This window comes from Ligilactobacillus aviarius, assembly GCF_001654615.1.
GTDB classification, from domain to species: domain Bacteria; phylum Bacillota; class Bacilli; order Lactobacillales; family Lactobacillaceae; genus Ligilactobacillus; species Ligilactobacillus aviarius_B.
In genome coordinates, this window is the sequence record NZ_LWUD01000051.1 from 93,061 (window position 1) to 112,810 (window position 19,750).

At 42.0% G+C, this 19,750-nt stretch carries 15 protein-coding genes; 2 read left to right on the plus strand and 13 right to left on the minus strand.

Going from position 1 to position 19,750, the window contains the following annotated elements; translation table 11 throughout:
- Positions 1-298 precede the first annotated feature (298 nt).
- From A3O17_RS06790 to dnaE, 4 genes are all read right to left on the minus strand, one after another.
- Positions 299-646: a Panacea domain-containing protein gene (locus A3O17_RS06790; protein ID WP_225354720.1), complete on the minus strand. Its 348-nt coding sequence runs from the start codon at positions 644-646 to the stop codon at positions 299-301.
- Between the two features lie 175 nt (positions 647-821).
- Positions 822-2,582 carry a pyruvate kinase gene (pyk, locus tag A3O17_RS06795; RefSeq protein ID WP_064213259.1) on the minus strand — a complete coding sequence of 587 codons (1,761 nt, stop codon included), beginning with the start codon at positions 2,580-2,582 and terminating at the stop codon, positions 822-824.
- 23 nt (positions 2,583-2,605) lie between these two features.
- Complete coding sequence (pfkA, locus tag A3O17_RS06800; protein WP_057828013.1) at positions 2,606-3,568, minus strand: 6-phosphofructokinase; 963 nt, start codon at positions 3,566-3,568, stop codon at positions 2,606-2,608.
- Positions 3,569-3,733: 165 nt separating this feature from the next.
- Positions 3,734-7,063 (minus strand): DNA polymerase III subunit alpha, encoded by a 3,330-nt coding sequence (gene dnaE / locus A3O17_RS06805; protein WP_064213258.1) that lies wholly within the window; start codon positions 7,061-7,063, stop codon positions 3,734-3,736.
- Positions 7,064-7,184: 121 nt separating this feature from the next.
- Between dnaE and A3O17_RS06810 the strand changes: the two genes are divergently transcribed.
- Positions 7,185-7,382 (plus strand): YjzD family protein, encoded by a 198-nt coding sequence (locus A3O17_RS06810; RefSeq protein ID WP_057828011.1) that lies wholly within the window; start codon positions 7,185-7,187, stop codon positions 7,380-7,382.
- 958 nt (positions 7,383-8,340) lie between these two features.
- Here A3O17_RS06810 and A3O17_RS06815 read toward each other — a convergent pair.
- The 3 genes from A3O17_RS06815 to clpB all read right to left on the minus strand — a co-directional run bounded on the left by A3O17_RS06815 (position 8,341) and on the right by clpB (position 12,072).
- Positions 8,341-8,679, minus strand: a complete 339-nt coding sequence (locus tag A3O17_RS06815) for a hypothetical protein (protein WP_064213257.1) — start codon at positions 8,677-8,679, stop codon at positions 8,341-8,343.
- A gap of 101 nt (positions 8,680-8,780) precedes the next feature.
- Positions 8,781-9,299: a protein-tyrosine phosphatase family protein gene (locus A3O17_RS06820; protein ID WP_064213256.1), complete on the minus strand. Its 519-nt coding sequence runs from the start codon at positions 9,297-9,299 to the stop codon at positions 8,781-8,783.
- A gap of 169 nt (positions 9,300-9,468) precedes the next feature.
- A complete protein-coding gene (gene clpB, locus A3O17_RS06825) occupies positions 9,469-12,072 on the minus strand; it encodes an ATP-dependent chaperone ClpB (RefSeq protein ID WP_064213255.1) in 2,604 nt (867 codons plus the stop codon).
- Between the two features lie 111 nt (positions 12,073-12,183).
- Here clpB and A3O17_RS06830 point away from each other — a divergent pair, with 111 nt between their 5' ends.
- A complete protein-coding gene (locus tag A3O17_RS06830) occupies positions 12,184-12,918 on the plus strand; it encodes a sulfite exporter TauE/SafE family protein (RefSeq protein WP_064213254.1) in 735 nt (244 codons plus the stop codon).
- 60 nt (positions 12,919-12,978) lie between these two features.
- On the opposite strand, the gene dnaJ is transcribed toward A3O17_RS06830, so the two are convergent.
- The 6 genes from dnaJ to truB form a co-directional block, all read right to left on the minus strand.
- Complete coding sequence (gene dnaJ / locus A3O17_RS06835; protein ID WP_064213253.1) at positions 12,979-14,106, minus strand: molecular chaperone DnaJ; 1,128 nt, start codon at positions 14,104-14,106, stop codon at positions 12,979-12,981.
- A gap of 106 nt (positions 14,107-14,212) precedes the next feature.
- Positions 14,213-16,078, minus strand: a complete 1,866-nt coding sequence (gene dnaK, locus A3O17_RS06840) for a molecular chaperone DnaK (protein ID WP_064213252.1) — start codon at positions 16,076-16,078, stop codon at positions 14,213-14,215.
- Positions 16,079-16,102: 24 nt separating this feature from the next.
- A complete protein-coding gene (gene grpE / locus A3O17_RS06845; protein ID WP_064207651.1) occupies positions 16,103-16,702 on the minus strand; it encodes a nucleotide exchange factor GrpE in 600 nt (199 codons plus the stop codon).
- Positions 16,703-16,718: 16 nt separating this feature from the next.
- Positions 16,719-17,747, minus strand: coding sequence for a heat-inducible transcriptional repressor HrcA (gene hrcA, locus A3O17_RS06850; protein WP_064213251.1), 1,029 nt, complete (start codon positions 17,745-17,747; stop codon positions 16,719-16,721).
- Between the two features lie 123 nt (positions 17,748-17,870).
- Entirely contained in the window at positions 17,871-18,815 is a 945-nt protein-coding gene (gene ribF, locus A3O17_RS06855; protein WP_064213250.1) for a riboflavin biosynthesis protein RibF, read from the minus strand.
- A 4-nt stretch (positions 18,816-18,819) separates the two neighbouring features.
- A complete protein-coding gene (truB, locus tag A3O17_RS06860; RefSeq protein ID WP_064213249.1) occupies positions 18,820-19,740 on the minus strand; it encodes a tRNA pseudouridine(55) synthase TruB in 921 nt (306 codons plus the stop codon).
- Positions 19,741-19,750 lie beyond the last annotated feature (10 nt).

Below are 19,750 nucleotides of genomic sequence, written 5' to 3' on the forward strand. Positions count from 1 at the left end.
AGATATTCCCCAGACGTCATGAAGAATATCGCTATACACTGGAGCACGTTGCCTTCGCGAAAGGTACGTTGCTGCTGGGTCACCGTGTGTATCCACTATGCCAGCTCTTTATATTCCTAGCCGTTTAATTGTAATTCATATTATACAGGACAGATTTTAACTGTCAACTATTATTATCCTGACTTTGAATCTTCATCTCATTCACTCACAATTTTTGAAAAATACTTTTTCATCTCATCATCGGTAATGACTTCACTTTGCTTCGTATTCCGCCATGGTGATTCCTTGTGAGTCTGCTTCAGGAGCTGTGATGCCGACTATCCCAAACGGTATTTAATACATCGTTAACCTTGGAATTGGCACTCAATTCATTATAATCATTGATATCACTTTCCGAAACTTCACCAACAATTTCACGCTGTCCTTGATATTTCTGATGGACTTTTGAAACTGCCGGACCATATTTCCAAGCTAAAATATCATCTGGAAACATCCGCTGTTTTAAATATACAAGACTTACACCTTGAACATAATACAGAAGTTTCATTGCTTTCATCTGAGTCAGTTCTTCTGCGTTTTCATTTTCAATTAACTCGGCCTTGTTTTTGACCCGCATCCAATTAACAATTTTCAAAACATCGTACATCACATTCGCCTCCAATCTTCTTAATCTATATTAAACTGGATTCCGCCATGACTGTCAATCAAATTTTGAATCAAAAAAAGGCCGCACCCCGTCGAGTGCGACCTTCGATCCGCTCAGCTTAATTTGCAACGTCTTGCAATTTAAACTAATCGGTTATATTCATTTGAACTCTATCTTAGAGAGTACTTGAAGCACCACGGTAGATTGAACCACGACGGCTGTCTACTGTGATTGTTTCGCCTTCCTTGATAGCGTCTGTTGCGTTTTCAGCACCAACAACAACTGGGATACCCATTGAGATACCAACAACAGCTGCGTGTGATGTTAAACCACCGTTTTCAACAACTAATGCTGATGCCTTTTCGATTGCTGGTAAGTAGTCCTTGTCAGTTGTCTTTGTTACAAGTACGCAACCTTCTTCAGCTTTCTTGTTAGCTTCGTCTGCTGACTTAGCAATTACGGCTTTACCGATAACTGTTTCTTCGCCAACACCTTGGCCCTTAACTAATGCAGAACCAACTAATTGGATCTTCATGATGTTTGTTGTACCTTTTTCGCCAACAGGAACACCGGCAACGATTAAGATTAAGTCGCCTTCCTTAGCAAGGCCAGCCTTCTTAGCTTCTTCTGTAGCTAACTTGAACATTTCATCTGTTGTAGCTGGTTTTTCAGCAACAACTGGATATACGCCCCAGTTAACCATCAAGCCACGACGTGTACGATCGTCGAATGTTACGGCTAAGATATCTGCATCTGGACGATACTTAGAAATCATCTTAGCTGTGTAGCCTGATTCTGTAGCGGCAACAATTGTCTTGATGCCTAAGTTTTCAACTGCTTCTGCAGCTGCACGACCAATTGCTTCTGTAACGTCTGTCTTGTCGAAGTCGTTGATTGAGAAGTTCTTGTATTGACGTAACGCATTTTCAGCCTTAACGTCGATCCGTGCCATTGTTGCAACAGCTTCTACAGGGTAGTCACCGTTTGCTGATTCACCTGAAAGCATTGTTGCGTCTGTACCGTCAAATACGGCGTTAGCAACGTCTGATGCTTCGGCACGTGTTGGACGTGGGTTTTCGATCATTGAGTCAAGCATTTGTGTAGCTGTGATAACTGGCTTACCTGCAGCGTTGCACTTCTTGATTAATGACTTTTGTACCAAAGGAACATTTTCAGGTGGGATTTCAACACCCATGTCACCACGAGCGATCATCAAACCATCTGAAACCTTCAAGATTTCATCAAAGTTGTCAATACCTTCTTGTGATTCGATCTTAGGGAAGATTTGAACGTGTTCCATGTGCTTTTCTTCAAGTAATTCACGGATATCTAAGATATCTTGTGGCTTACGTACGAATGAAGCAGCAATGTAGTTGATTTCGTGATCCAAACCAAAGCGGATATCGCTTGAGTCTTTTTCTGTGATCCCTGGTAAGTTGATTGATACGCCAGGAGCGTTAACACCTTTACGTGAACCCAACACACCTTCGTTCAATACCTTACATACCAATTCACGGTTTGCGTCATCTTTCTTTTCGATTTGCATGTCGATCAAACCATCATCAAACAATACGTGACCACCTTCGTGAACGTCATCGTAAAGTCCTGGGTATGTAACAGCGATCTTTTCCTTTGTACCTTCGATTGAGTCGTCCATTGAGATCCGAACTTCATCGCCGATGTGATATTCGATCTTGCCGTCCTTTTGAACAGTTGTCCGAATTTCAGCACCCTTTGTATCAAGTAAGATACCAACTGTCTTACCAGTCTTCTTTTCAGCTTCGTGAACAAGGTTTAACCGACCTAAGTGTTCTTCGTGGTCACCGTGTGAGAAGTTGAAACGGAATACGTTTGCGCCAGCTTCGATTAACTTAACGATTGTGTCTAAATCGTTACTTGCTGGTCCAAGTGTACTAACAATCTTTGTCTTTTTCATGAGTTAGTTCTCCTTCTGTCAAATTAGAATCTTAAACGATCATTTAAGTCAAGCAATGAGACATCTGTCTTGTGCTTGTGGTTTTCCAATGTGTCAATGATATCTGTGGCAACAAGCTTGTTGTCGTGAATACCAATGGCCAAACCGCCTTTACCTTCAAGTAATAAACGTACGGCATAGTCGCCTAACCGGCTTGCCAATACCCGATCCTTAGCTGTTGGCACGCCACCACGTTGGATGTGAGCCAATGTTACAGCCCGGCTGTCAAAGTCGCCGTATTGATCTAATTTTTCTTTGAATTCTTGTGCTGACATTACGCCTTCAGCAAGAACGATCAAAGCGTGGTCTTTGCCGTTTTCACGGTTTTCTTTGATCTTGTTTGCGATTGCTTCAATATCATAATCGCGTTCAGGAATAACGATTGCATCCGCACCTGCAGCAATTCCAGCCCATAATGCGATATCGCCTGCTCCACGACCCATAACTTCAACAACGAATGTCCGTTGGTGTGAAGTTGCAGTGTCGTTGATCCGGTCAAGGGCTTCGGTTGCAACATTTACTGCAGAGTCGAACCCGATTGTAAAGTCTGTTCCTGGGATATCATTATCGATCGTTCCTGGAACACCGATTGAATTGTAACCGTGCTTTGTAAGTTTTTCAGCACCGTGATATGAACCATCGCCGCCGATAACAACTAAAGCATCGATCCCGAACTTCTTAAGTTGTTCGATCCCTTGAAGTTGAACTTCTTCTTGGGCGAATTCTGGGAAACGAGCTGAATAAAGAATTGTACCGCCACGATTGATAATGCCGTCTAATTCTTTAGAGTTCATCTTAAAGATGTTACCTTCAACTAACCCTTTGAATCCGTAGTTGATTCCGTAAGCTTCGAGACCAGCGCTCATTGCAGAACGAGCAATGGCACGAACAGCAGCGTTCATACCTTGTGAATCGCCACCGCTTGTAAGAATACCAATGCGTTTCACTTGTTTTCACCTCGAGTAATAAATCTAATAATATACATTCTCCGGTTACTATCTTATCACTTTTAAATTTAGTTGTCTTTAAATATTTTCAATTATATTTAAGGATTTTCGGAGGATTTAAGGGTTCCTGCGCACTTGATGGTTTAGACCAATTTTATCCATTTTTTACTGAAGGACAACGTTGTCCTTGCCCAGTAATTGAACCAATTTTGCCCTGGTTTGTGCTGAATCACTTAACCAGTACTGCTGCTCCATCACAATTTTTCGTTGCCGCTGCTTTTCATAAATAATCACTGGAACCGCCCCGTGGTTTTGCCGCATCATTTGTAATAATTGCCGACGAAGAGCCGGACTTAATTGATCGACCCGTAAATAATAACAACGATCACTGATTTCAGAACCCCGTTGAATCGTATTTGCAACCAAATTCAGCTTGCCGTTCCGTTCTTGAACCTTACCGGTGATCATCAAAACTTCACCCGAATGCAACAGCCCGCCAAATTGAGCAAACTGTTGCGGAAAGACCGTCATTTCGATTTCGCCGGTTGGATCACTGACATCGACAAAGGCCATCTGCGTTTGGTTCTTAGTTCGAATCAATTTAACGTGTTTAACATATAGAACCGTCCGCACAAAATTTGTAACTTGAATCTGATTAACCGGAACTGTCCGGTAAATTTCAATCAGTTTCCGGTATTGATCGATCGGATGCCCGGATACGTACGTTCCAAGATATTCGGCTTCCTTTTCCAATAACTCGTTGGCAGATAACCCTGCCGTCGGCGCCGTCTTCTTTGGCATCAACTGTTTCAGCAAATCAACGTTGCCGCCGCTTAACTTAATGCCCTCAAGAATTCCCGGCATTTCCGCAAGCAAGTGATTGCGATTAGAATCAAACGAATCAAAAGCCCCGGCATAGATCAGGGCTTCCAACGTTTCCTGATTTAAAAACTTATTATCAATGCGCCGAATGAAATCGACTAAACCATGGAAATAACCGTTTGTCTTGCGTTCATTCAAAAGCGCTTGAATAAAGTCGATCCGTAGCTTTCGAATACTCCGGAAACCAAAGTAAATTTCATGATTCTTTAAAATAAAGTAGATTTGACTTTGATTAACGTCTGGTAAATGAACCTGAACCCCGCGTTCGCGCGCTTCCATCACATAATTCCGCGTCTTTTCAGCGGCACCAACGACGGAATTCAAGACTGCCGCATAAAAGGCCGCCGGATAGTGACATTTAATGTACGCTAACTGAAAGGCTAATTTTGAATATGCCACCGAGTGCGACCGGTTAAAGCCGTAGTTTCCAAACCGTTCGATGAATTCGTAAACTTGAACCGCATCCGCCTGAGCGTACCCTTTACTCATCGCTCCCTGGATAAACTGGTCCCGCATCCGGTCAATTACATCCTGCTTTTTCTTACTCATTGCCCGCCGCAGCAAGTCCGCTTGACCAAGCGTAAAACCGCCCATTTCGGACGCCACCTGCATAACCTGTTCCTGGTAGACAATAATTCCGTAAGTCAGTTGCAAAATTGGTTTTAACCGCGGATTTGGGTACGTGATCGGCGCCTGGCCGTTTTTCCGCCGGATAAACTCATCAATATTTTGAATTGGACCCGGGCGGAACAGCGCGTTAGTTGAAACAATATCTTCAAACCGTTGCGGCCGCAGCTGTTCCAAAACGTTGCGGATTCCGCTTGATTCAAATTGGAAAATTCCCGCAGTATCCGCTTTTTGAAAGACCTGCAGCGTTTGCGGATCCTCCAGACTGATTTGATGAATGTCAAAATTCCGGTCAAAGTCGCGTTTGACAAAGTGAATCGCATTGTCCAGAATCGTTAAGTTACGTAATCCAAGGAAGTCGATTTTTAACAAGCCGACTTCTTCAACTTGTTCCTTCGCAAATTGGGTCAGGTAAATTCCTTCACCGCCGATCTGCACCGGAACAAATTCCCGCAAATCATGATCACTCAAAATCACTCCGGCAGCGTGCGTGCTGTACTGCCGCGGCAAGCCTTCAAGGGCCATCGCCGTTTGGTAAATTTTCTGATTTAATTTACTATCAGCTAACATATTGCGCAACGGTTGTGATTGCTGGTATGCATTCTTTAACGTAACATTGTGCAACCGCGGCATCGCCTTTGACCAATTAGAAATTTCAAATGTATTCTGCCCCATTACCCGACTGACATCGCGAATTACCTGCCGGGCATTCAGGTGCGCAAACGTAATGATTTGAGCCATATGGGTTTGCCCGTATTTTTGATGAACGTAGTCAATGATCTCATCTCGTTTTTGGTCAGGAATATCCAAGTCGATATCCGGCATTTGCGCCCGCTCTTCATTTAAGAACCGTTCAAACAGCAAGCCGTACTCGATTGGGTCAACATCGGTAATAAATAAGGTATATGACACCAGTGAACCAGCAGCAGAACCCCGCCCTGGACCCACTAAAATATCATGCGTATGGGAGAAATTCGTAACGTCCCAGACGATCAAAAAGTAATCATCAAACCCCATCCGGTGAATGACTTCTAATTCGTGATCAAGCCGTTGCTGATACTGTTGCGAATCAGCATTCGGAATCTGAGCTAGCCGCTTCTTCAAGCCTTCCTGACAAAGCTGCCGCAGATACGTTGCCGAATCAATTCCATCCGGCGTTGCATAATGCGGTAACTGCGTTGGCGGAAATTCAAGGTTGATTTGAATTTGATCAACCACGTTACATGCCGTTTGCCAACAGTCTTCAAGACCCGACTGGGTAAATTCTTGATGCAATTCTCCACTTGATTTAAGGTAGTCTTCACCCTTGATCGGGGATGCGAGCTGCTCCGGCATCAACTTTGCATTTGTTCCAATCGCATTTAAAACCTGCAGATCAAATGCTTCTTCAGGATGAAGATACTTAACTGGCTCATTTGCGATCAATCGAATCCCAACCTGATTTTGAAGCTGGCGCAATCCGTAAACCAGGTCATCGTCCATTTGCGGGTTAACGCTTAAATAAACATCTTCAGGGCGCCAAAACCGCAATAACTGCTTTACAAAATCAGCTGCCACTTCAAAACTGTGATTGCGGATTCCTGCAAAGACTGGTGATTTCTCAGTAATGATCACCGTTAAATCTTGCGTGAATGCTTGAATTTGATCCAGCGCTAACGGGCCTTCACCTGCTTCATACCCTTCAACCGTCATCTTGGCCGACGAGATCTTCATTAGATTTTGATAGCCGTTCTTATTTTGCGCTAATAAAATGATTTCTTGGGGATCCGTCCCCTTACCGTTCAATTGCAATGTTAATCCGATCAACGGCTTAATTCCGACTTTTTGGCACGCATGATAAAAATCAAGCACGCCGTACATTACATTAATATCCGTTAATGCCAATGCCTGATAACCAAGTTCTTTCCCGCGGTTAACATATTCATCGATTTTTAATGTACTCTGCAACAAACTGTAACTGCTGATCACTTGTAATGGACTAAACATCACAATCTCCTTTCTAATCACTGTTATCCTTATTATATCAGATTCGATAAGATTCTCTTAAAGAACGATTTGAAAAATTTATCAAACTATACTAGACTACAAGTAAAGAGGTGTTGTTAACATGTTAAAACAACTTACAATTCTCTTTTGGTGCGCAATTTATGGTGAAGTATTCGGATACATTATTTCCGCTTTGAATGGTGCTCCATTCAACTTTGTAACAAGCGGCTTGATCCCAATGATTGCCGGCTGGATCTTAATTAATTTTGTATCGATGTTTCTTAAAGCACCAAACGCCAAAGAAGAAGATAAAAAGTAAAGGCTGCGATTTACCGCAACCTTTATTTTTTATGAAAGAATTTTGATAATTTACCAAGCAAATAAATTGATTTTTCTCATATTTTAGTTTACATATATAAAAGTAATTATCAGCGTGCTAAAATAAGACCTGCTGGCGGGTAAAAACCAGCAGGCCTCTGTGAGTAAGCTATTCAGTCTTGCTGGAGACATTCAAAACAAGACTGACACAGTATAAGAGATTTAGAAAAGGGATTTCTGGGCATGAAATCCCTTTTCCAGTATAAAATTGTAACGTAATTTAAAAACGACCTCAATCATATTATTGTTAAGATTTAGCGACTGATCGTTCGCACTATTTTGAAATCCAAAATATTATTTAATTAATTTTTAAAGACTTAATATCGATTTATTTAAATTTTAATTATTTAGTTGATTTTAATTAGGATTCAAAAGAAAGTTAATATCTTTTTAGATAAATCATTATTAATTTTCAGATTGCTAATAAGATCTTTCTCTTTTTATTTAAATTTGTATAAAATGGTAAAGAAATTCAAGAGAATCATCCCAATTTTGGTTTGGTTTTTAATTGATTTTTAAAATCATTCATGTAAAATAAATTTTGTGCAATCGGTTGCACTAAAAATTCCTCTCTTATAACTTTATTTCACTAAGTATCTCTTCCAGTATTACATAGATACTTGCTCTTACTCATTAAAAGCCCTATATAATGTAAAAGGACATAAGAGAGTTATGAGAAGTTCGCAATGAACTTCTTTTTATTTTGAATTTAATGTGAAAAATTTGTAATTTAAATAAACATTTTCCTGATATGTGTTGCTTATTTTTAGTAATTGATTTACTATTGAAAGTGGTTAGAAACTCAACTAGCCCTATAAAGATGAATCTTCATAGATACTTTATAGTTTTGCTTAACGTTATGAAAGAAGCTGGACAACTTTGTCCAGCTTCTTTTTCGTTTAATTTGATTTTTTCACATCTTCAATAACGCGTTGATTCAACCTTCCAATGCGATATAGCATCAGCATTAAGCTCTTTTCCAAAGCTAACACGTCCGGAACCGCAACATAATGCAACGTCTGATCATCGTCTAATGAGCTTAATTCAATTCTCAAATTTTCGTTCGCTGCGATCCGACTAAACCCTTTGATCAACGTTTTCCGGGTCCCGATATAAACAATAAAATACCCATATTCGTTTTTGATGCGAATAGGATATAATCCGTCGACTAATCCAAGTTCACTCTTTTTAAGCTTTGTTTGGGTTAATAACTCCATTAAATCCTTATTTAATTCCAACTTTCCCGCTCCCTTACCTGTGGTAGGTTCAGTTTACCGGAATTGTTTTGGAATGGAAAGTAGATTGAAAAGGATTAATATATTTTTAAATAATTGACCTTTTAATTGTCGTTAATTGAACGTCCTTCGCTTCTTAGTTTTTCATAATACGTTTGAATTTCACCTGAACCTAAGAATGGACGAATTTCACTAAAGTGTTGATCGATATAATTATGCGCTTGATCTGCCGTATAACCGCATTTTTTAATTAAATATGATGTAACCGTATAGCCGCTATTCCATAACTCATGAATATTATGATAGCCGGCAAAAGTATGATTACTTGCGTTATATAACTCACCGTTTCCTTGGTTATTTGCTACCACTGAAGACCGTGAATTAATATTATTAGTTAACCGACTACTAAACTCAACCTGATTTTGACTTTCTGATGATTCACTTTGCAAACTTTCGCTGTTTAATTTGTTTGAGCTTAAAGACTTGGTTTCAGAACTTTTTTGACTTACCCGAACCGTTTCTTGATTTTCATGATGATGAGTATAAACCGAATAGCCACCTGCTCCAATTACTGAACCGCCAACTAAACATAATAAACCTATTCCGAATTTACCTAATCCCATAGTATCTTCTCCTAACTTCAATTTAACCCTTAAACCTTTCAGCGACCCCAACGTAAAGAGTTAAATTGATAATTAATATTTATAATAAAATTAATTATAAATAGGATTTACTAATATCAAATTCAGAAAGCATTAAAAAAAGGGTAAGTTTAGCACTTATCCTCTTTCATTATTCCGCCTGATCATCCTCAGCCTTAAATACCAAATTATCATTTGCACCCAGGCCAATCGTAACGACACTGTGTGGCATTACTTTGCCGGCAATAATCTCCTTGGCCAATGGCGTTTCCACATGGGTCGTAATGAAGCGTTGCAATGGCCGCGCACCGTATGCTGGATCGTAACCTTCCTTGGCGATCCACTTCCGCGCGTCATCATTAATCTTCAATTCAATTTCTTGTGAACTTAGGCGCGCTGATAACTGGCCGATAAACTTATCAACGATCTTTTCAATGGCGTCAAAGGTTAATGGACTAAATGTAATAATGTCGTCGATCCGGTTCAAGAATTCAGGCTTGAAGTGGGCTTGAGCCAGTTTCATGACCTGTTCCTTGGTTTCCGGCGAAATGACGCCGTCTTCCTTGACATTATCCAATAAAATCTCAGATCCGAGGTTCGACGTCATGATCAAAATCGTATTCTTAAAATCAACCGTCCGGCCTTGGCCATCCGTTAACCGCCCGTCATCTAAGACTTGAAGCAAAATGTTGAAGACGTCTGGATGCGCCTTTTCAATTTCATCAAACAATACGATCGTGTACGGGTTGCGGCGAACCGCTTCGGTCAACTGACCGCCCTCTTCATAGCCGACATAGCCGGGAGCGGCCCCAACAAGCCGGGATACTGATGCTTTTTCCATGTATTCACTCATGTCGATCCGCACCATGTGCTTTTCAGAATCAAATAAATTCTCTGCAAGCGCCTTGGCAAGTTCGGTCTTCCCAACCCCGGTTGGTCCAAGGAACATAAATGATCCTAATGGCTTTGATGGATCTTGCAAGCCGGCCCGCGAACGCAAAACAGCATTCGCAACGGCATCAACGGCTTCATCTTGACCAATGACCCGTTGGTGCAAACTATCAGCCAAGTGAAGCAATTTTTCCCGTTCGCCCTGAACTAATTTAGCAACCGGAATACCAGTTTCCCGGCTAACGACCGCTGCGATTTCATTTTCGGTAACGGATTCTTCAACCAGCCATTCATCCGGCCGGTCTGACTTTTCAAGGTCTTGCAATTCCTTCTCCAACGTTGGAATCGTTCCGTGTTGCAACTTTGCAGCCTTTTCCAAATCATAACTGCTTTCTGCATTTTCCAATTCATGCTTGGCTTTATCCAATTCAGCTTTTTTGTCGCTGACCTTTTGAATATCGGCCTTTTCGTTTTCCCACTTTAATTTCAACTGGTTGACCTTTTCGCGGGTATCAGCTAATTCCTTTTGCAGTTCTGCCAAGCGTTTCTTCGAAGCACTGTCAGTTTCCTTCTTTAAGGCTGCTTCTTCAACTTCCTGCCGCATTAATTGCCGGGTAGCCTGATCAAGTTCATTCGGCATTGAATTCATTTCCACTTGAATTTCAGCACAGGCTTCGTCAACTAAATCGATGGCCTTATCTGGCAAATAGCGATCCGTAATGTACCGGTTTGATAACGTTGCAGCTGCCACCAGCGCATTATCATGGATTCGAACTCCGTGGTGAATTTCATACCGTTCCTTCAAGCCCCGTAAAATCGAAATTGTATCTTCAACAGATGGTTCTTTAACAAGTACCTTTTGGAACCGCCGTTCAAGCGCCTTGTCCTTTTCAACGTATTCGCGGTATTCGTCTAAGGTCGTTGCGCCGATCAAATGCAGTTCACCCCGCGCAAGCATCGGCTTCAGTAAGTTGCCGGCATCCATGCTGCCTTCGGTTTTCCCGGCGCCGACAATGTTATGGATTTCGTCAATAAAGAGAATAATTTGCCCTTCGCTCTTTTGAACTTCCTTTAACACTGCCTTTAACCGTTCTTCAAATTCACCGCGGTACTTTGCCCCCGCGATCAATGATCCCATATCAAGCGAGAAAATCGTCTTATTCTTCAGATTTTCCGGCACATCGTTTTTCGCAATTCGTTGGGCTAAACCTTCAACGATCGCCGTTTTCCCGACACCGGGTTCCCCGATCAAGACCGGATTATTTTTACTTTTCCGTGAAAGGATCCGAATCACGTCACGAATTTCGTCATCGCGGCCGATGATCGGATCTTGCTTGCCGCTGCGGGCCTGCTTTACTAAATCAACCCCATATTTTTCAAGGGCCTTATACTGTTCTTCCTGATTTTTACTTGTCACGTGCTCACCGCCTCGTAAATCATCAATAATTTGTTTTAACTTTTCCTTCGTAACGCCATGATTTTCAAGGAAAAGTTTGAATGGATTGTACTGCAGATCCATTAATGCCAAAATCAACGTGTCAACCGCGACAAATTCGTCGCCAAGTTGCTTTTTCAATTCGTCGGCTTTCTGCATTAATTGGAAAAGGTTTTGACTCAAAGTCTGACCGTATTGAACATTCCCCTCAATTGAAGAAATTTGATCAATTTCATGGTCAAGTTCTTGATTGACTTCCTTTAAATTCAGTCCTGCCTTTTGGTAAATATCTTCGCCTAAATTTCCCGGTTGAACCAGATACTTAAACAAATGCGGAATGTCGATTTCCTGCTGGTGACGGGTAATCGCAATTTGTTGGGCTTCCGCGATCGCATCTTGAACTGCTTGGGTAATACTGTCATTATTCATTTGATTCACTCCAATCGTTAATATAGTTAAAATAACTTCTTATGCTAAATTTTGTAAATTTCAATTTCTATGCTATAATCTTACAATTAGTAAGTGATAGGTGGTAATTTTATGGTTTTGAGTTATTTAATGCTTGCAATCATTGTTTTTATTGCTGCCCTTGTTCAAAGTACCAGCGGATTCGGCTTTGGAATCATCTTCATGGCCATCATGCCGCTGATTTTACCTTACAAGGAATGCAACGTTTTAACCTTAGCGACCGTCCTTTGCTTACAGGCTTATACCGTCATTAAGTTTCGCCGGCACATCAACTACCGGATGGTCATCGTTCCGGCAATTGCCGCTTTGATTTTCGGAAGTATCGGCGTGCACTTAATGATCAGCATGAGCGGGACCGCAATGAACTTTGTTTTAGGAATTTTCCTTTGGGTGCTTGCATTTTACTTAATTTTTCTTGCAAGCCGGGTTCATCTTAAGAAAAATCCAATTACTGGATTCTTCGCCGGTTCCTTCGGCGGTTTTATGGATGGCATGTTTGCCATCGGAGGACCGCCAATGGTTGCCTACTTCGATTCGGTCATGAACGATCCGATGGAATACCAAGCAACCTTGCAACTTTACTTTATGATCACGACCGTGAATGTTCTGTTCAATAACATTATTTGCGGAAACTTCACTGCTAAGTTAGTTGCACCCCTTTCAATTTCAATCGTTTGCTGCTTAGTCGGCACAACGTTGGGAATGCACTTTACGCAGAAAATTTCGATGAAGCTTGTACGCAAATTGGCATACACCGTGATGTTGCTTGCAGGTGCATATCACATTATCAAAGGATTTATTGGTTAAAAACAATGATTACAAAATGAGGCTGAGACATATGTCCCGGCCTCATTTTTTCATCACTTTTTAGAATTTATCTTTTAACTTGTCAAAGAACCCTTCATTGACCTTTTCATTTGATGCTTTCGCATACAACTTCAAAGCTTCGCGTTGGCCCTTGTTCAACTTCTTTGGAATCTGAACATGAACGGTAACTTTTTCATCGCCGTTACCTGAACCACGCAATTTCGGTGCTCCTTTACCTTTCAACCGGAAAGTTGTTCCCGACTGTGTTCCGGCCGGAATGTTCAATTTCACATCCCCGTGAACCGTCTTGACTTGAATTTCTGAACCAAGCGTTGCCTGAACAAAGCTGATTGGTTGATCAAGGTAAATCTCAGCACCGTCACGTTTAAAGGTCTTACTTGGAGCAACACTGAAGATGATGAATAAGTCACCATAAGGGCCGCCGTTATAACCGGCTTCACCTTGACCTTGCAAGCGCATTTGGTTACCATCTTCCACTCCGGCAGGAACGGTTACTTCAACCGCATGCTTTTCGCTTACCCGACCAGTTCCATGACATGTTGGGCATTTTTCCTTGATTTCTTTTCCGGTTCCATGACAAACATCACATTCTTGTTGGGTCATCATGCGGCCAAGCGGCGTTTGCCGTTCAACTTGAATAACTCCCCGTCCGTGACATTTTGAACATGTGACTGGTGACGTCCCCGGTTTGGCCCCCGAACCATTACAGTTCTTGCAAACGGCTTCCCGGTTGTATTCGATTTCGGTCTTCTTGCCGAAGATTCCTTCTTCAAAGGTCAAATGCATTTCATATTGCAGATCCCGACCTTGCCGTGGAGCATTCTGATTCCGGGCACCGCCGCCACCAAAGAATGAACCGAAAATATCTTCAAAGCCGCCAGCACCGCCGAAATTGCTGAAACCGCCAAAGTCGCCGTAACCACCGGCACCGCCGCCACCAAATCCTTGGTCGCCAGTCGTTCCGAATTGATCGTATTGAGCTTTCTTTTGCGGATCACTCAGAATTTCGTAAGCTTCATTGACTTCTTTGAATTTTTCTTCCGCCCCTGGTTCATGGTTCAAATCAGGGTGATATTTCTTTGAAAGTTTTCGATAAGCCTTTTTGATTTCAGCATCAGACGCATCCTTGCTGACACCTAAAACCTCATATGGGTCTTTTTGAGCCATTGTTTTCCTCCAACTTTTTCTTAATCTCTGTTTTAGCCTACCATTTGTTAAAATAAAAAGTCAAAGACCAAAGCGGACTTTGACTTTTTATCCGATTAAATGACAATTAGTTCTTGTCATCTGGGTCTACTTCTTTAAAGTCCCCATCAACTGTGTTGTCATCGTTATTATCGTTTGATGATGCATTGCCGGCATTGGCTGCACCGTCAGCGGCGCCGCCTTGAGCTTGTTGTGCTTGTTGAGCTTGTTGGTATAACTTAACTGACATATCTTGGATAAGTTTTGTTAAGTCATCCTTCTTAGCCTTCATATCATCAATGTTGTTTGCTTCTTGAGCTTTCTTCAAAGCATCACGCGCATCTTCGATCTTCTTAACTTCATCTTCACCGACTTTGCCTTTAATTTCTTCAAGGGTCTTGTCTGTTTGGAATAATAATTGATCAACTTCGTTCTTAAGATCAACTTCTTCTTTCCGCTTCTTGTCGGCAGCTTCGTTTTCCTTAGCTTCCTTAACCATGCGGTCGATTTCTTCATCTGATAAGCCTGAAGAACTCTTGATGGTGATCTTTTGTTCCTTGTTTGTTCCTAAGTCCTTAGCTGAAACATTTACGATTCCGTTCTTATCGATATCGAACTTAACTTCGATTTGAGGAACACCACGAGGAGCAGCTGGAATGTCTGTTAATTGGAAACGACCTAATGTCTTGTTGTCAGCAGCCATTGGACGTTCACCTTGTAATACGTGAATATCAACGGCTGGTTGGTTATCTGCGGCAGTTGAGAACACTTGTGATTTTGATGTTGGAATTGTTGTGTTCCGGTCGATCAACTTCGTGAACACCCCACCCATTGTTTCGATTCCGAGTGACAATGGTGTAACATCAAGCAAAACAACGTCCTTAACATCACCAGTGATAACCCCACCTTGAATAGCAGCCCCTAAAGCAACGGCTTCATCAGGGTTAACTGATTCGTTTGGTGTGTGACCAGTTTCGTTCTTAACAAGTTCCTTAACAGCTGGGATCCGGGTTGAACCACCAACTAAGATAACTTCATCAATATCATCGTTTGTTAAGCCGGCGTCCTTCAAAGCGTTTTGAACTGGGATCCGAGTCTTTTCAACTAAGTCATGTGTTAATTCGTTAAATTTAGCACGCGTCAAAGTTGTTTCCAAGTGTAATGGGCCGCTTTCGCCAGCAGCGATAAATGGTAATGAAATTTGAGCTGATGTAACGCCTGATAAGTCTTTCTTAGCTTTTTCAGCTGCGTCTTTCAACCGTTGCATTGCCATCTTGTCTTGTGAAAGGTCAATGCCGTTATCCTTCTTGAAGTTTTCAATCAACCAGTTCATGATGGCGTTATCGAAGTCATCCCCACCGAGGTGTGTATCACCGTTTGTTGAGAGAACTTGGAATACCCCGTCACCTAATTCAAGGATCGAAACATCAAACGTTCCACCACCAAGGTCGTAAACTAAGATCTTTTCATCTTTGTCAGTCTTGTCCAAACCATAAGCTAAAGCGGCAGCTGTTGGTTCGTTGACGATCCGTTCAACTTTCAAACCAGCGATCTTACCGGCATCCTTTGTTGCTTGCCGTTGAGCATCGTTGAAGTATGCAGGAACAGTGATGACCGCTTGCGTTACCTTTTCGCCAAGGTATGATTCAGCATAATCCTTGATGTATTGAAGAATCATTGCTGAAATTTCTTGTGGCGTGTAATCCTTGCCATCAACGGTTACCTTGTAACCTTCTTCACCCATGTGACGCTTGATTGATGAAATTGTATTTGGGTTTGTGATTGCTTGCCGCTTTGCAACTTCACCAACTTGGGTTTCACCATCTTTGAATGATACAACTGAAGGAGTTGTCCGGTTTCCTTCAGGGTTTGTAATAATCTTTGCTTCTTTACCTTCAAGAACAGCAACTGCAGAGTTTGTTGTCCCTAAATCAATCCCAATAATCTTTGACATTCTGATTAAACCTCTTTCTATTTATTATTGTGCGACTACGACCATTGCTGGGCGTAAAACCCGATCTTTGAGCATGTAACCGTCTTGATAAACTTCAACGACGGTTTCAGCTTTTTGACCCTTTTCAACGGGAACACTCTTAACTGCTTGGTGTTTCGTTGGATCAAACGGCTGATTCAATGCTTCGATTTTAGTAATTTCATTATCTTTTAAGGCCTTTTCCATGTCCTTAGCAACCATTTCAATTCCGTGCTTCAATTGAGCTGAAGCTTCATCTTCAACTTCAATTTGCAATGCCCGGTTAAGATTATCCATCACTGGTAAAATCTCAGTTGCAAGTTTCTGACCTTCATATTTCAATAATTGAGCCTGTTCGTTTTTGAACCGCTTTGTCATATTTTGCATTTCAGCTTCAGCACGAAGATACTTATCTTCCATCTCATCGTACTTTGCTTGCAAATCAGCAAGTTGCTGTTCCAAATCTGATTGGTTATCAGTTTGTTCATTTGACTCGGCGTTCAAATCTTCGGCCGCCTTCTTTGAAACATGCTTTTGTTCTTTTTCATCAACGTTTAAGTCTTCCGCAGCCTTCTTATTTGTCCACTTTTCTTCTTCCTTAGCCAAATCAACACCCCTTTTCCTATTCGTTAAAATTTCGGTAGTAATTGATTAACCGCTTTGATAATTCATCCCGGAACGTATCCAACATTCCGATCACCTGCGAATAATGCATATTCGTTGGTCCAAGAATTGCAATTAACCCATGTCCATGATTACCATCATCGTAAGTTGCAGATACTAAACTGTAATTCAATGCTGAATCATGATCATCATTGATCTTCACAGCAACATCTTCGCCATTGCTTTTAACGAGTTTCCGTAAATCAGTTGGCCGGTCGATCAGTGAATATAACGACTTGACCTTTTCAAGATCATCATCCTGAACAAAGTCCAAAACATTGTGCTTCCCGCTGACGTACATGTGCTCACGCACTGCCTTATCAAGAATATCGCCAAACGTTTCGATAAAGTCATTCGAATTCCGTAAATAACTTGAAACTTGCGGAATGGCTTTGATCAAATGTTCTGAAACTTCGCTCAATGGCAATCCGACGACTTCTTCGTTGATCAACCGGATCACTGCTTCAAGCTGATCGCCATGAATATTTTCAGGAATACTGAAAATTTGATTTTCAACGGAACCATCGCTGGTAACCAGTAAGACCATGACCTGCTGATTACCTAATGGAACCAACCGGAAACCTTCGACCGCGACGTCATTTGAACCAGGTTTTAATGAAATCGCAACGTAATTCGTCATTTGGGATAACAACTGAGCGGATAAAGCAACAATGTCATCAACCTTCGCAAACTCATTGTTCAATGATTTTCGAATCCGACTGACAACGTTGCGGTCAAGTCTATCCGGTTCAAGCAGGTTATCAACGTAGTAACGATACCCTTCAAGCGACGGAATTCTTCCTGAGCTTGAATGCTGCTTCATAATAAACCCTTGACGTTCAAGTGCGGCCATCTCATTCCGAATGGTGGCTGAACTTACATGAATTGGCAATTGTTCTTGCAACTTTTTAGACCCAATCGGCTGCCCGACATCCGTGTAATTCTGAATAATGGCTTTCAGAATTGACAATTGTCTATCTGTTAACATTTACAATCACCTCTTTAGCACTTAACACCCTCAAGTGCTAAGTCAATTATATATTACATAATATCTGTACCTGCGTCAAGGGTTTTACCCACTTTTTTAGCAGATTAATTAACCGAGTGCTAATTATTTAAAATCTTTTGCAAAATACTCCTCAGTATCGATCTGATCCTGCTTCAACTGTGCAATCAACTGGTCAACGGATTCAAATTTGACCGGTGCGCGCAGATATTGATCCCATTCAACCTCAACTTCTTGGCCGTAGATCATCTGATTAAAATCAAAAAGGTTGATCTCGATCGTTAATGGATTATCGCCAAACGTTTCATTATGACTGACCGAACACATTCCTTGATACCACTGACCGTCAACTTTGACCCGGACGGCATACACACCGATTCCCGGAATCCATTGGTCGTCTGCAGGTTGAATATTCAATGTCGGAAAACCTAATTCGCGTCCACGGGCTTCACCGTGAACGACTTTCCCCGGAAAGTTGAACCGGTAACCCAATAGTTGGTTAACCTTTTGAATGTCGCCATGATCAAGGGCCGTCTTGATCTGCGTTGTCCCGATTTTTTCAGCATTCAATACTTGACGATCAACCGTGACAACGTCAAACCGGCCCTGCGCAAACTGTGGCAGAGTTTCCATATTCGCCACGTCTGGTTTCCCATACGTGTAATCAAATCCGGCAACGACGACCTTCGCATGCAGATCGGCCATAAAGTGATCAACAAAATACTGCGGCGTCAACTTAGCCATTGCCTCATCAAAGCGCGCAACGTATGCAATCTCGATGCCTTGCTGTTCAAACCGTTTTAACCGTTGCTTTAAGGGCGTAACATATTTAACTTCCTGCGGATCAATGTTACGAAAATAAATTTTCGGAAAGCGGTCAAACGTCATGATCGCAAGTTTTAAATGGCGTTGCACTGCAATCTGCTTGGCGCGTTGAATAACTGCCTGATGACCGCGATGAACCCCGTCAAAGAAGCCCATTGCAAGCACAACATCCTCATTCGGAATCCTTTGCAAATCAAGCGGTTCAGAAATTTCAATCACTTGCATGTCTTTATCCTTCCTCAGTTAAATCAATCATTTGTTCTGGCCGATATACCTTTTTTGCCGCATCGTATTTATATAATGCGCGCGTCTTCCCGCCAAAGTTTAGAACCAACAACGGAGTATCAGTGTGCATATACTTGGCTTGAAGAAAACCACCGTTTTTAACGATTTTCCATTGTAAGTCCGTTAATTCTGCTTGCGGATATTTGCGGAAAGCATACCCGACCGGGAAAAGAACCTTTTGCAGGTCCTCCCCGTTGTCCTTCATTTTTTGCAGCTCCGCCAATGAGATCGTCTGGTCAAGCGTAAAACCACCGCTTTGAAGCCGGGTCAAGTCGGACATCACTGCAGCCACCCCAAGCTTCTTGCCCAAATCAACGGCCAGGGTCCGGACATAGGTACCCTTTGAACATTCCACTTCAAACTTGGCTTTTTGGAATCCCGTTGTCGCATCAAATTCACTCGGGGCTGTCAGCTTAAAGGACTTGATCGTCACTTTGCGCTGCGGCCGTTCAACTTCTTCGCCAGCCCGCGCATATTCATACAGCCGTTTACCATGAACCTTAACGGCCGAATACATCGGCGGAATTTGAATGATCTCCCCCGTCATTGAAGCCATCATTTGCTGAAGCTGATCATCAGTAAAGGGTTGTTTTAACGGCGTTTCTTCGATTTTTTCACCGTCAAGGTCTTCGGTCGTCGTTGCAAACCCCAACGTGACTTCGCCGCGATATTTCTTTCCGGATTGCATTAAATAGTTAACGGTTTTCGTGCCCTTACCAATACAGATCGGTAAAACACCGTCAACGTTTGGATCAAGCGTGCCGCTATGCCCGACCTTCCGGGTTTGAAAGATCCCGCGGCATTTCATTACCGCATCATTACTGGTCATTCCACGGTCCTTATAAAGTGGTAAAATTCCGTCCATTTGTTCACTT